Origin of the sequence: Wolbachia endosymbiont (group A) of Lypha dubia (assembly GCF_964028575.1) — a bacterium.
GTDB lineage: Bacteria > Pseudomonadota > Alphaproteobacteria > Rickettsiales > Anaplasmataceae > Wolbachia > Wolbachia pipientis.
Genome location: NZ_OZ034796.1, coordinates 1267682 through 1281186, shown reverse-complemented (window position 1 = coordinate 1281186; position 13505 = coordinate 1267682). Strand labels below are relative to the sequence as shown.

At 36.8% G+C, this 13505-nt stretch carries 14 protein-coding genes, 1 tRNA gene and 1 pseudogene; 6 read left to right on the top strand and 10 right to left on the bottom strand.

Going from position 1 to position 13505, the window contains the following annotated elements:
- Positions 1-17: 17 nt before the first annotated feature.
- On the bottom strand, positions 18-254 hold the full coding sequence (locus ABWU72_RS06455; RefSeq protein ID WP_155968535.1) for a hypothetical protein: 237 nt from the start codon (positions 252-254) through the stop codon (positions 18-20).
- A 195-nt stretch (positions 255-449) separates the two neighbouring features.
- Complete coding sequence (locus ABWU72_RS06450; protein ID WP_155968537.1) at positions 450-2165, bottom strand: ABC transporter ATP-binding protein; 1716 nt, start codon at positions 2163-2165, stop codon at positions 450-452.
- A 796-nt stretch (positions 2166-2961) separates the two neighbouring features.
- Here ABWU72_RS06450 and ABWU72_RS06445 point away from each other — a divergent pair.
- The 4 genes and pseudogenes from ABWU72_RS06445 to ABWU72_RS06430 form a co-directional block, all read left to right on the top strand.
- Positions 2962-3207, top strand: a pseudogene (locus ABWU72_RS06445) (PD-(D/E)XK nuclease family transposase); the annotation flags it as partial.
- 454 nt (positions 3208-3661) lie between these two features.
- Positions 3662-3805 carry a hypothetical protein gene (locus tag ABWU72_RS06440; protein WP_173862902.1) on the top strand — a complete coding sequence of 48 codons (144 nt, stop codon included), beginning with the start codon at positions 3662-3664 and terminating at the stop codon, positions 3803-3805.
- Positions 3806-3842: 37 nt separating this feature from the next.
- Complete coding sequence (ltrA, locus tag ABWU72_RS06435; RefSeq protein ID WP_353283840.1) at positions 3843-5390, top strand: group II intron reverse transcriptase/maturase; 1548 nt, start codon at positions 3843-3845, stop codon at positions 5388-5390.
- The gene (locus ABWU72_RS06430; protein ID WP_353283986.1) at positions 5387-6127 is read left to right on the top strand and encodes an Rpn family recombination-promoting nuclease/putative transposase; all 741 of its coding nucleotides are present in this window, start codon (positions 5387-5389) and stop codon (positions 6125-6127) included. Before ltrA ends, ABWU72_RS06430 begins: the two co-directional genes overlap by 4 nt.
- Positions 6128-6321: 194 nt before the next feature.
- Here ABWU72_RS06430 and ABWU72_RS06425 read toward each other — a convergent pair whose 3' ends face one another.
- From ABWU72_RS06425 to rpsD, 8 genes are all read right to left on the bottom strand, one after another.
- Positions 6322-7437: an FtsW/RodA/SpoVE family cell cycle protein gene (locus tag ABWU72_RS06425; RefSeq protein WP_155968545.1), complete on the bottom strand. Its 1116-nt coding sequence runs from the start codon at positions 7435-7437 to the stop codon at positions 6322-6324.
- On the bottom strand, positions 7434-8150 hold the full coding sequence (gene ubiE / locus ABWU72_RS06420) for a bifunctional demethylmenaquinone methyltransferase/2-methoxy-6-polyprenyl-1,4-benzoquinol methylase UbiE (protein ID WP_353283985.1): 717 nt from the start codon (positions 8148-8150) through the stop codon (positions 7434-7436). The genes ABWU72_RS06425 and ubiE overlap by 4 nt, the downstream gene beginning before the upstream one ends.
- A 53-nt stretch (positions 8151-8203) precedes the next feature.
- On the bottom strand, positions 8204-9067 hold the full coding sequence (gene lipA, locus ABWU72_RS06415) for a lipoyl synthase (protein WP_155968549.1): 864 nt from the start codon (positions 9065-9067) through the stop codon (positions 8204-8206).
- Positions 9060-9374 carry a 50S ribosomal protein L28 gene (rpmB, locus tag ABWU72_RS06410; protein ID WP_155968551.1) on the bottom strand — a complete coding sequence of 105 codons (315 nt, stop codon included), beginning with the start codon at positions 9372-9374 and terminating at the stop codon, positions 9060-9062. The genes lipA and rpmB overlap by 8 nt, the downstream gene beginning before the upstream one ends.
- 37 nt (positions 9375-9411) lie before the next feature.
- Positions 9412-9753, bottom strand: a complete 342-nt coding sequence (locus ABWU72_RS06405) for a DUF721 domain-containing protein (protein ID WP_010082513.1) — start codon at positions 9751-9753, stop codon at positions 9412-9414.
- Positions 9754-10208: 455 nt separating this feature from the next.
- On the bottom strand, positions 10209-10409 hold the full coding sequence (iscX, locus tag ABWU72_RS06400) for a Fe-S cluster assembly protein IscX (RefSeq protein WP_007552114.1): 201 nt from the start codon (positions 10407-10409) through the stop codon (positions 10209-10211).
- A gap of 30 nt (positions 10410-10439) precedes the next feature.
- Positions 10440-10526 (bottom strand) — tRNA-Leu (locus tag ABWU72_RS06395).
- Between the two features lie 9 nt (positions 10527-10535).
- Positions 10536-11150 carry a 30S ribosomal protein S4 gene (rpsD, locus tag ABWU72_RS06390; protein ID WP_010962555.1) on the bottom strand — a complete coding sequence of 205 codons (615 nt, stop codon included), beginning with the start codon at positions 11148-11150 and terminating at the stop codon, positions 10536-10538.
- Between the two features lie 113 nt (positions 11151-11263).
- On the opposite strand from rpsD, the gene tkt reads away from it, so the two are divergent.
- Together tkt and ABWU72_RS06380 are read left to right on the top strand one after the other, a co-directional pair.
- A complete protein-coding gene (gene tkt, locus ABWU72_RS06385; RefSeq protein ID WP_155968553.1) occupies positions 11264-13306 on the top strand; it encodes a transketolase in 2043 nt (680 codons plus the stop codon).
- A gap of 17 nt (positions 13307-13323) precedes the next feature.
- Positions 13324-13452: a hypothetical protein gene (locus ABWU72_RS06380; protein WP_269203986.1), complete on the top strand. Its 129-nt coding sequence runs from the start codon at positions 13324-13326 to the stop codon at positions 13450-13452.
- Positions 13453-13505 lie beyond the last annotated feature (53 nt).

The following is a 13505-nucleotide window of genomic DNA, read 5'->3' as shown; positions in this document are numbered from 1 at the left end:
TCTTCCTGGATCAGAGTTTATATTAAGTCGTTGCCGTAACCATGGTAAGAGAAAGCCATACCTTCACTGTAACCATCATTACCAGCATCAGGCTCTTCAACATCATCAGTTACTACCTGATCTTCAGTTACCACCTGATCTTCAGTTGTGATTTTATCCTTGATCGTCTCGTCTACACCCTCATCACTATAAGAAAATTTGTTAGTATATGAATAGCGATTATTGATTTTATCACTATAGTTATGTTTTAACATAGAGACCTCCTATACAGTCAAAATTGGAATTACATTAAGATAGAACAAGCTATGAATATAACGTGAATGAAAGAAACTACAGATCACGAAATTTCCGGATAACTATGGAACCATTATAAAATAATAAAATTAAAAATTTAATAATTTTAATTATAAATCTAGCATATCAACTAACGGTATGATTTAAATTTTCTTTCAATTCCACTGTATCTTCGCCAGTTTTGCATACAGCCCGTCTTTACTTATTAGAGAGTCATGAGTTCCTACTTCTTCTACTTTCCCATGATTAATTACTATAATCTTGTCAGTCTTGAGTGCGGTTGATAGCCTGTGTGTAATTACGATTGTTGTTCTGTTTTGCATTAACTTGCTCAAGGCTTTTTGCACGAGGTTCTCACTTTTGTAATCAAGGGCAGAGGTTGCTTCATCCAGTATTAAAACCTGAGGGTTTTTGAGTATGGCTCTTGCTATTATAATACGCTGTTTTTGTCCTTCAGAAAGTTTTAATCCTCTTTTTCCTACAAATGTATCAAATTTATCAGGCAACTTATCAATAAATTCCATCGCATAAGCGCTGATGGCTGCTTGCTTCACTTCCTCATATTCGGCACCTGGTTTGCCATATAGTATATTTTCCATTATTGAGCAAGAGAATATCATGTGATCTTGTGGCACTAAGCCAAACAACGATCTGAGGTCATTTAGCGCAATTGACTTAATATTGTGCCCATCGATAGTAATGCTACCTTTGTTTGGATCATGAAAACGGAGCAGAAGCTTTAAAATGGTGCTTTTACCACTGCCAGATGGTCCAACAATTGATACTGCTTGACCTGCCTCTATAGAAAACGATACATTGTTTAACGCTGGCTTATCAAGCTGAGATTCATAAAAAAATGTTACACCATTAAACGAAATTCCTTTTTGAACACTATAAATTTTTATAGGATCATCGGCATCTACTATAGAGCTTTTCATATTTTTAAATTCAAATAAACGCTCTACTATTCCAAGACCTCGTTGTAAATCACTGATATTATCGCTCAAATTATTTATAGCTCCTGCCGCAAGCGCTGAATAAAACACAAATGAGGAGAGTTCTCCAATAGTTATATTATTGCTTAAGACTTCTTTAATACCAAAAAAGAGCAAAACAACTAGTGAACCTATCACACACGTGATAACTAGAGTTACTAAAATAGCACGCAAGAGTACTAATTTTACGTATGATTTTGATACTGAGTTTAAATGTTCCTTAAAACGGATTTTTTCGTTTTCCTCGAGTACAAACGATTTGATAGTCACTATAGATCTAAAATTTTCCTCACTAAATGACGCAAGCTCACTTAATTTATCCTGAGCAAAGCGTGCATAGCTACGCACTTTTTTTCCAAGTGAGGTCATGATAATGAGTAGTATAGGTATTATTGCGGCTGCATACGCAGTTAGTTGTATATTTGTATATAATAACATAGCAACACTGCCAATCAGAATCACAAAATTTCGTAATATGGTTAGTAAGCTGCTGTTTATTATTGATTGCAACACAGATGTATCAGTAACTAACGCTGAGATAACATCTTGTACGCCTGTGTTCTCAAAGAAACTTGGTTGCAAGTTAGTGATACTGCTATATAAGTCATATCTGATTCTTGCGATAACTTTCTCGCTGCCAATGCCAATGAAATATAACCGAGTAAATGCAGTGAGAGAAATGGCTAAAACTATAAGTATTGCAACTAATAGTTTGGTAGTAAAATCGTGCTCTGTGCCAGAATCAATTATATTGCTTAAGCCTCTGCCAAAGAGGAGGATCGTTAAGGCTGAAAATAAAACTGCAATAAAAGCTATGATGAAATAAGATAGATTAGGCTTTATATAGTAAAATAACTGCCTAATATTAGATCGCATCTTATTTTAAAGTTTCTAAAGTTAAGTATATAGATTTTAGTTTCAGGGGAAAGGGGAAAGGTGTAGTATGAAGCAATTTAGGTTCTGCAGCTGTTGTGATTTTAGTCCACCAAGAAAGGGTAGTAGCTCGCAGAAACAAAAAACTTGCTTGACAAACTCCGCCAGCCCTCTTATCATAAAATTGAAGCTATTTATTTATCTTCTCTGTACAGATTAAATGACAAAAAAACTCACGTATCTGGCGTCTCATGTTTAATTTTTTGCACTATGTGCACCTTATGTCTTTATCAAACTTCTACCTACATAAGCTGAAACGCGCTTATAAAGCGTTTAAAACATAAAAAAACGCCAACTTAAAAAATGGATAGTGAATAACTAGCTACCCTAGGGTTTCTTTTGCCTTTTTTTCTGTTTAGTAAATTTCTTAATGTTTCTAATTTAGATTAGTTGCGGTTTAAAAGCAACTGAATCGCGATTATTAAGCATTTAGAATAAAAAAACGCCATACTTGAAAGTATAATGTAAGTAATTAGCCAACCACGGGGCTTCTTTTGCCTTTTTTTTCGTTTGGTAAATTTCTTAAGTATTTATGGCTAAACGACAATCGTCATCCCGCTACGTGTTAGCGGGATCTCTTGTTAGCGCCGCGGCGGTATGACGGTTTGCGGTGGTATGACGATAACCTCGTCATCCCGCTACGTGTTAGCGCCGCGGCGGTATAGCTATACTTAAAAATATGGTTGAATAGTTGTTAATAATAGTGTATAATTATTAATCTTTTCTCAGTATTTTTACTATGGCTCTTTCTAAATTTCTCGATCCAAAGTTAGATTTAACATTTAAGAAAATCTTTGGCACTGAAAAAAATAAGAATATTCTTATCCATTTTTTAAACGATATTTTAGGATGTACTGAAGTCAACACTATACAAGAAGTAGAATTCTTAAGCACCATTATGGACCCTGAAATTGCTTCTGATAAACAAAGCATTGTTGATGTTCTTTGCAGGGATTCTAGTGGGAACAGGTATATAATTGAGATGGTGCGACCTGAAAGCCTTCGGTCATATTGTTTAAAAGGAGAGGAATTCATTCAGAAAGAAACTGAAAGGATTCTAAAGCTTATTGAACCAGATGTTTTGCCATCTGAGTCTACGCATCAGTGCGAATTGGGTAACCAGTTGGTGCCGAGCGACGCGGACAATGAACCTCCTCTTGATAAAGAAGATGCTCAATCGTGAGAGAAAGCATAAACTACAAGCATCATGTGGTTGGAGGGCTAGGCTTAGTGGTATGGTGAACGTAAGTGAAGCTTCATAAGTATCGTAACGATTAAAGAGCTAAAGATGCTGATAAGCTCCGACCAAAAGGTAATGTGGATGAGTTACATTTTTCATTTCTGGATGTACGCAAATAATAATTCCACCGGTATAGAGAAGCCACCTAACCCACTATTGTATGACAAAAGGAACAGGATAAGCCTGTATTTTCGCCTATATGGCAGGCAACCCGCAAGGAATGCTGATGGATGTGCAGGTAAAGGATAATGGAGAAAGCGAATGCCATTTTGTAACGAAATGGATAGAATTTGTAACATTAATTCGCGTGAAAACGAGCAGACTTCCATTTGGTCCCTCATGACAAGAAACTTTGTTAACCACTTAAGGTAGGAAAGCAGATGATTACAAGTACAACTGTAAGTGCACCTACCAATAACTCCGAAGCATGGAACCAGTTACCCTGGAAGAAATGCCAAAAAGTTGTTATGAGGCTACAGAGGCGTATTGTTAAGGCTGTCCAACAAGGCAGATGGGGTAAGGTGAAAACTTTACAACACCTTCTCACACGCTCTTTTAGCGGCAAAGCTTTGGCGGTTAAGAGAGTAACTGAAAACCAAGGAAAAAACACAGCAGGTGTAGATCGTCAAATATGGTCAACTTGCAACACAAAATTTCAAGGAATAAAGCTATTAAAACAAAGAGGATACAAACCTTCTCCGCTAAAACGGATATACATCAGTAAGTCTAATGGCAAAAGAAGACCTCTTGGAATCCCTACGATAAAAAATAGAGCCATGCAAGCATTATACTTGTTTGCTTTGGAACCGATAGCTGAAACGATCAGTGATCGTCACTCTTATGGTTTTAGACCAAAAAGATCCTGCGCAGACGCTACTGTGGCTTGTCACTTGTTACTGGCAAGCCGTAACCAACTACAATGGATACTCGAAGGTGATATTAAAGGGTGTTTTGATAACATTAACCATGAATGGCTCATGAAGCATATTCCTATGGAGAAGAAAATTCTTCATAGCTGGTTAAAAGCTGGCTTCCTAGAATCAAAAACTCTGTATTCCACAACTGCAGGTACCCCACAAGGTAGTATCATCTCTCCAATACTAGCAAATCTAGCCCTAAATGGACTTGAAAAATCATTGGAAAGTCAATTTGGTAAACTTGGCAGTAAAAGAAGAAGCAAAATCAGAAGTGGAGTAAATGTAATCAGGTACGCAGATGACTTTATCATTTCAGGAATCACACGTGAAGTACTGGAAAATGAAGTAAAACCTCTAGTATCGTCCTTTCTTCAGGAGAGAGGTCTTATCCTTTCCGAAGAGAAAACAAAAATTACATCTATTACAACAGGGTTTGACTTTCTTGGTTGTAATGTACGCAGGTATAATAAGAAGTTAATTATAAAACCTTCAAAAGAAAGTATTAAGAAACTTCTTAATAAAGCACGTACATTGATAAAGGCAAACATAGCGAACACTCAGGCCGTACTAATCAAGTTGCTCAATTCCCTATTAAGGGGATGGGGAAATTACTACAGCCATGTGTGTGCGAAAAGAGCTTTTAACAAAATAGACCATGAAATTATGTGTGCTCTATGGAAATGGGCAAAGAAAAGACATCCTCGTAAAGGATTACGTTGGATAAAGAATCGTTACTTCAAGGTAATGAAACAACGCCAATGGGTCTTTGCTGCACCCATATGCAAGAACAAACCGAAAGAGATAAGGTATTTAAGACTGCTTAGGTTGATTGATATACCTATCAGACGACATGTTAAAATCAGGGCGGATGCAAATCCACTTGACTTAAAATGGAAAAAGTATTTTGATGAAAGAGTGAAACAAACAAAAATGTTAGCAAGCTCTTTCTCAAGAGAAGGTTCTCTACTGTTGGTGTCACCATTAAGAATGATGTTTTCTGAGGAATCATGAAGGACAAGCCGGTTCGAGAAAAGAAGGACTTAGATAAGGGGCTCAAGCGTAGTGTGGGGAAACCTGCATGCTGCGTTTCTAAGGGAGGGAGTAGTAGCAATACTACTTCCTTACCTAACCAGCTCACTCGTGATAAAGGCTTTGAAAAACGCGCACAACTTTATGCTGCTAAGGCTTACTCAAGACAAGCTGATAAATCTGGTAAATACGTTGATTTAAAGAAGATTTTCTTTATCGCGATTTCAAATTGTACCTTATTCCCTGATAAGCTTGACTATATATCTAGCCATACCATAAGAGATGAAAAAACCAATGAGCATGACTTAAAAGATTTTCAATTTATCTTCATAGAGCTGCCAAAATTTCCTAAGAGTAGAGAAGAACAACTAGAAAGTGTAGTAGACCGTTGGCTATTTTTTTTCAAATATGCAGATGAAACAACGGACGAAGATCTCAGAAAAATTGCGGAAAAATCACCAATAATAAAGCTAGCATATGATGAATTAGATAAGTTTCACTGGAATGAAAAAGATCTAGTAGCTTATGAAGAAAGAATAATGGATCTGCGCAAAGAAGAAGCCATTCTTGAATATAGACTTGATCTTGCTAAAGAGGAAGGTAGAAAAGAGAGGGAAATTGAAGTCGCAAAGAATCTACTTAAAGCAGGTGTTTCTTTTAATATTATAGCTCAAACTACTGGTCTTTCTATGAGTGAGATCAAAGAATTGCAGAATTAAGTGTGAATGGTTACGAAAAATATAAGTTTTTGCGATAAACGACATAGTGATGTATTTGTTGTTCAGCATGTCAGTGGAATATTTTCTGAAAAATTTCCACATAACTCTTTCAGATTTCATAATATCTCTTGCCACTCATCTGAACAGATACCCATTTTGGAGGGATACCAATAATAGTTGTGAGCGGTACAAGTTTAGTCCATATACCTTCCAAGCATAACACGCTCACGAAACTTTAATGCAATAGCTTGATTTCTACTAAAAGACAGCATTATGCCAAGTGCAATGCTCGAAGATAAAAGAGAAGAACCACCATAGCTAAGTAACGGCAGGGTTATGCCGGTGGTTGGAAAAACACTCAATGTTACCCCTATGTTTATTATGAATTGTGTGATGAATTGCATTGAGATACCGAGAATCACTAACAGATTAAATAATTCATTTTCCCTATATGCAACGTAAAGCAAGCGGGCGGAAATGATGCCAAATAACATCAATGTGGCTAAGCACGTAATCAAACCAAATTCTTCTGCTAAAACAGAAAACACAAAATCTGTATGGCAATCAGGAAGAGAGGCTTTTACGCTACCTTCACCAGGTCCAACCCCAGTTAATTGACCTCTTTTGAATGCTTCTAATGATTTTGTGACTTGAAAGTTATCGCGCTGCGTAAAAAAGACAAAATTGTAAATCCTTTGCTTTATATGTGGGAGGCATAAGTAAGCTATTGTAGTTCCAGTTGTGGCCATTCCTATTATGCATAGAAAGTATAAAAGTGGTATACATGCAATAAACATTTGACCAATAAAAGAATATGTTAAAAGCATAGACATACTGAAATCAGGTTGCAAAAGTAACAACACAAAAACTAACAGAAATATTATGATTGATATGTGTATTTTAAACTTCATTTCGCTGGCCAAGATACTAGCTATAACAACAGAAAAAAATGGCCTTACGAACTCAGATGGTTGAACTGAAATTTTGACAATATGTAACCATCGTTTCGCACCTTTTACCTCTATACCAAGTATTATCGCAGTTGCTACTAGAATAGTAAATAAAGCGAAACCTGCGAATGAGAGGTTAAGTATAGTTCTTGTGTTGAGAAAAGAAAATGTCACCAAGGTAATTAGTGACAGGACTATATAAATTGTATGGCGCCGTATAAAATAATCCTGTGGTAGAAAAAGACGCTGCGCAATTACAGGGCTTGCTGAATAAACAAGAATGAAGCTTATAGTGAGCAAAAAAAACACTGGAAGGATGAGATAATAATCCAGCGTTCTATACCAGAGTTTAATATTCATTTTGTTCCAATGTGTAATGCCACTATTCCATAGCTCATATTATGAAACTCAACATTCTTAAAGCCTACCTCTTCAATTTCTATTTTAAAATCAGCCTGAGTTGGAAATTCTCTGATGCTCTTCACTAAATATTCATAAGAACTCTTGTCTTTAGCAACTATGCTGCCAATTTTAGGAATTACTTTAAATGAATATAAGTCATAAAGTTTGGTAAATATCTCATTTTGATAGTGCATAGGGGCAAATTCTAAGCAGATAAATTTTCCATGTGGTTTTAATACCCTGTGCGCCTCATTTAAAGCCTTCTTGCGGTCAGAAACGTTTCGAATGCCAAAAGCTATTGTGCAATAATCAAATTCGGAGTCTTCAAATGGTAAACTTTCTGCATTCGCACATACCCAATCAAAATTAATTTGGTTTGAATTTATAGCTTTATCACGTCCTCTGCTTAGCATGTTTTGATTTATATCGCATACTGTAACCTTAGCACTTGGCTCTTTTCTTACTATTCTTATTGCTATATCTCCAGTTCCTCCAGCAACATCTAAAACCTTAGAGTTTTTTGTAAAATGCACACTATTTACCATCCTATCTTTCCATAATCTGTGCATTCCGAGGCTCATTATATCATTCATGGTGTCGTAGCGACTTGCCACGGAATCGAATACCTCTTTAACTAATTGCGATTTCTTCTTGATTTTTATAGTAGACATTACGTAAAAACTCCTTTATAATTAGTAAAAATTAATTTGAATTAACGCAAATGTCAACGACAAGCCTTGAGCCTGTTAAAATCTTCTTCAGCGTGGTATGATGACCGAGTTAGTGGGCTTGATGCAACCACTAGGAACCCTTTGGAGTAAGCGATATATTTATAATGCTCAAACTCTTCTGGGGTAACATACCTATCAAGTTTTGCATGTTTTGGAGTTGGTTGTAGATATTGACCAATTGTAATAAAATCAACCTCAGCACTGCGCAAATCGTCCATAACCTGAAATATTTCCTCTTTTGTCTCTCCAAGACCGACCATAAGCCCTGACTTTGTGAAAACTTTGGGATTAATCTGCTTTACCATCTTCAGTAAATATAGTGAATGAAAATAGCGAGCTCGTGGTCTTATTTTTGCATACAATCTCGGCACTGTTTCAATATTGTGGTTATAGACATCAGGTGATGCAACAGCAATTGCTTCAAATGCTTCTTTCTTATTTAAAAAATCAGGAGTTAAAATCTCTATTGTTGTTTCTGAAGTTATCTTTCTAATTTCTTCTATGCACTGTATAAACTGATTTGCGCCACCATCTGGTAAATCATCACGATCAACAGAAGTAATGACAACATGTTTTAAGTTTAACTTTTTTATCGCTTTTGCTAAATTTTCTGGTTCATGAGGGTCTAGTTTATCAGGAATGCCAGTTGCAACGTTGCAAAATGCACAAGCACGAGTGCAAACAGAACCGAGAATCATTACAGTAGCGTGACGCTTATTCCAACATTCGCCAATATTTGGACATGCAGCCTCTTCGCACACTGTATGCAAGTTATGCAGTTTAACGATGTTTAAGGTCTCATTGAATACTTCACCGGTCGGAGCTTTTGCTCTGAGCCATTGAGGTTTGTTATGCATCTGAAACGGCTAACTCTACCTCTTGCTTTACTAAAACTTTTTTCAACCTTCTTTTTATCTTCTGCGCTTTCTCACTTAGTTTAATCGTTCTTGTGTTGAGCAAAAAAGCATCTAAATCACCTTTGTAATCTATAGTTCTCAAAGTTCTTGTTGCCACACGAAATCTAAACTTTTTATTCAATATATCACTTGTCAACGTAATCTTATGTAAATTTAAAAGAAAGGTACGCTTTGTTTTACGATTCGAATGTGATACCTTATTACCAAAAGATTTTTTTCTATTTGTTAATTCACAAACTCTACTCACTTCAATATACCAAATTATTCTATGTACTTAGATTACCTTATATAGTCAAATAGTCAATACTCTCTTGCTTAATTTTTATACCATATACTGCTTTGTAGCCAAAAAATATCGTAATTTTTTCTATTATAAGAGAAATCATATGCTGAATTTCCAATGCTTTGCTGCCATTTGTTACTACCAGATGCAACACACCCGAATTTATATTCTGTGCATATGAGATCTTTTTCGGTTTTGTACACTCTGCTATTTCTTTCCCTACTATATTTCGCCAGTTTAAAATAAGACGTATTTCATTTTTGCTAATTTTATTTTTCATGCATTTTAATGCATAGTTTTCTATTATAGACTTTAATTTTTTTGGACCGCTACGTTTGAGCATTTTTCTGTTTTTTTAGTAGGTAGATAATATAAAAGTATACATATAACTTGAGATTTTGTCATTACTGCTACATGTTTGTGAGATACCGTGACGGTATGACCATAATCGTCACTCCGCAACGCATATTGCATAGTCGTCATTCCGCGGCGTGTTCGCGGAATCTAGCTCTGGTCACGCTACTTAGATGACAACCTTCTAACTGCTTTACAAAGGCTCTACCCTCTGGCCTCACACCGTAAAAGCAGTATTTTTATGCAAAACTTATCTCAACGTAGCACTTGCCAAGATCGTTCCATTTACCAAATTTTGTGCTGTCATCTTTGCCTCATAATTAACCTTATAGCTGTTTTAATTGTAATTAGTTAAATTATTATTAACTTGCCAGGCTAGATCCAAAAAATAGCATAATCAATATGCAAATTGTAATAGAAATCACGTTTGCGTATGGTTTATTGCTATGCGGTTAATCTTTCCTCAATCCAAGCTGCTTGAATAGCTTCGAGTATTTTTTCGTTACAGCGTTTTTCATCATCATCAAATTCCTCTAAACTCAAGACCTTTTTTTTAAGCTCAGTGAATCTGATACTAATTATATTCTCATTTGGAAATTTTTCCTCCAGAGCTTCCACAATATCTTCTATATCAAGCCATTTCATACTTTTTTGTATTTATCTGCTAAGTTAAATTGGTGCCCATGGGGAGACTTGAACTCCCAAGGTCGCAAAACCCACGGATTTTAAGTCCGCTGCGTCTACCGATTCCGCCACACGGGCTTTTTTTATCTATCTAGAGTAAAACTCTACTACTAAATTGACTTCCATGTCTGCTGAATAAGGAACCTCAGAATATTGAGGTGACCTCAAATACTTCACTGAATGCTCTTTACTATCTGCTTCTAAATAATCCGGAGCCTTGCGCTCTTGTTTTTGTTCAGCCTCTACTACTACAGGGATTTTTGCTGCCCTTTCTCTTATTTTTATTATATCACCTGGCTTCACTCGATAACTCGATATGTTAACCACCTTATCATTAACTGTAACGTGCTTGTGAGATATGAGCTGCTTTGCTGAGTAAATTGTTGGAACAAGACCAGAGTGGTATAAAACAGAACTTAATCTCGATTCTAAGATACCGATAAAATTATCAGCCGTATAACCCTTTCTGTTATAAGCATCTAAAAATGTACGTCTGAGCTGCTTACTTGAAATCGCGTAGTAAAACTTAAATTTCTTATGTGCAGCAAACTGCTTACCAAAGTCGGATAACTTCTTGAATCCAAGAATACCATGTTGACCTGGAGGGTATTTCCTTTTGTTTACTGGGTCTTTAGCTCTACCCCATAAATTTACACCAAGTCTACGGCTAATCCTATACTTTCTAGTGATAACAGTTGTCATATAAAAACTCTCACGATTCAACTCTAGATTATTAAGGATTTTAGCACTCAGTGTCAACTTGTTTTTGCTGATATAATCTTTTATACTTCATTTTTAAGTTTTTCTATTAACACATGAATCATTCACATTTAAAATCTATGGCAAACGCCATCCGTTTTTTATCAATTGATGCAGTACAAAAAGCAAACTCTGGACACCCAGGTATGCCACTTGGCATGGCAGATGTTGCAACTGTTTTGTTTGCTAAATATCTGAATCATAATCCTGATGATTCTAAATGGTTCAATAGAGATCGCTTTGTTTTATCAAACGGTCATGGGTCAATGTTACTATACTCAATATTATATTTGACAGGTTATATTAGCATAGATGAGCTAAAAAACTTCAGGCAAATGGGATCCAAGACCCCAGGTCATCCAGAATTCGGCTTGACTTCCGGGGTAGAGGCAACGACAGGCCCTTTAGGGCAGGGATTTGCCGCTGCTGTTGGCATGGCACTTGCTGAATCAATCCTTAAAAAGCAATTCAGAATCAATCACTACACTTACGTGATGCTAGGGGATGGCTGTCTTATGGAAGGAATAAGCCATGAAGCAGCATCACTTGCTGGGCATCTTAAATTGAATAAGCTTATAGCTCTTTTTGATGATAATGATATTTCTATAGATGGCGCTACTTGCCTTTCCTGCTCTGATGATGTAGAGAAACGCTTCTTAGCGTATGGATGGAATGTTGACAAAATTGATGGCCATGATTTTGATGCCATATCCCTTGCAATAGAGCAAGCAAAAAAGTCTGATAAACCTACAATGATCTGCTGCAAAACTATTATCGGAAAATTTTCAAGCCGTGCTGGCACATCCTCTGTTCACAGTGGTGCTTTTTCGGAGGAAGACATCAAACAGATGAGAGAGAAATTAAACTGGAATTATGAACCATTTCATGTACCAGAAGATGTGAAAAACGCCTGGATGAAAACTGTTGAGAGAGCAAAACAAAATTACACGATGTCATTCCAGCGCGTGACCAGGAAAGAAGAAAAAGAATGGATCCCAGTGTCAAGCACTGGGATGACAAAAAGTGGAGCTGGGGTAACAGGATATCATGTAGAACTTCAAAGACGGTTAGATAAACATCTACCAGACAATATCGCTGGTGTTTTAGCTGACCTGAAGAAACAAATATGTGAGCTAATGCCAAACGAAGCTACTCGATCTTCTTTTGGTAGGGTAATGGAACTTTTAACACAACATATGCCGGAATTAATCGGCGGTTCTGCTGATCTTACCGGGTCAAATTGCACTAAATATAAGCACATGCAGGTAATAAATAGCAATAATTATAGTGGCTCTTATGTCCACTATGGAGTGAGAGAACACGCTATGGCAGCTTGTATGAATGGTATGGCACTTCACGGCGCGATTCTTCCTTATGGCGGCACTTTTTTGGTATTTTCCGACTATTGTCGTCCTGCTATACGTCTTTCAGCTCTGATGAAGCAGCAGGTTATGTATGTCATGACTCACGACTCAATTGGAGTGGGAGAAGATGGCCCAACTCATCAGCCAATAGAGCATTTAGCCTCTTTGCGTGCTATACCAAATCTATATGTTTTTAGGCCAGCCGATGCAGTTGAAACTCTGGAGTGTGTTAGCATTGCACTCGAAAAGAAAGAATCTCCAGCACTGTTTGCGCTCTCAAGGCAAAACGTAAGTTACATGCGCAAGTTCTACTCTGATATCGATCAATCTGCTAATTTATCGAAGTTTGGTGCATATATTTTGTGTGAATGTTCAAAAGAATTAAAAGTGACGATATTTGCTACGGGGTCCGAGGTTGAAATTGCAGTTGAAGCAAGGGAGAAATTGCAGGAAAAGGGTATAGGTACAAGGATTGTTTCTATGCCATGCTGGAGGCTTTTTGACGAGCAAAGCGATGAATATAAAGCGGCAATATTAAATAATGACAGCATTAAAGTTGCAATTGAAGCCGGAAGTGAAATGGGTTGGCATAAATACATAGGTTCAAACGGTATATTTATTGGCATGAAAAGCTTTGGAGAATCAGCACCTTATAAAACACTTTATGAGCATTTCAATATCAGTGCCGATCATGTGGTAAAATGTGTGTGTGAGAAACTGGTTTACATTCAGTAGACTTCTTGCATAACCATATGAAAGCCCACTCTTCTTTGTCATTCCAGCGCGTGACGTTATCCAAGATGATGTCATTCCAGCACTTGACACTGGAATCCAGTTTTCCATCCAAGACGGTGTCATCCCAGTGCTTGACACTGGGATGACACCTTTTCCGGTAGAAGATCACTATCAAATCACATTGCTCTGGTCATTATGA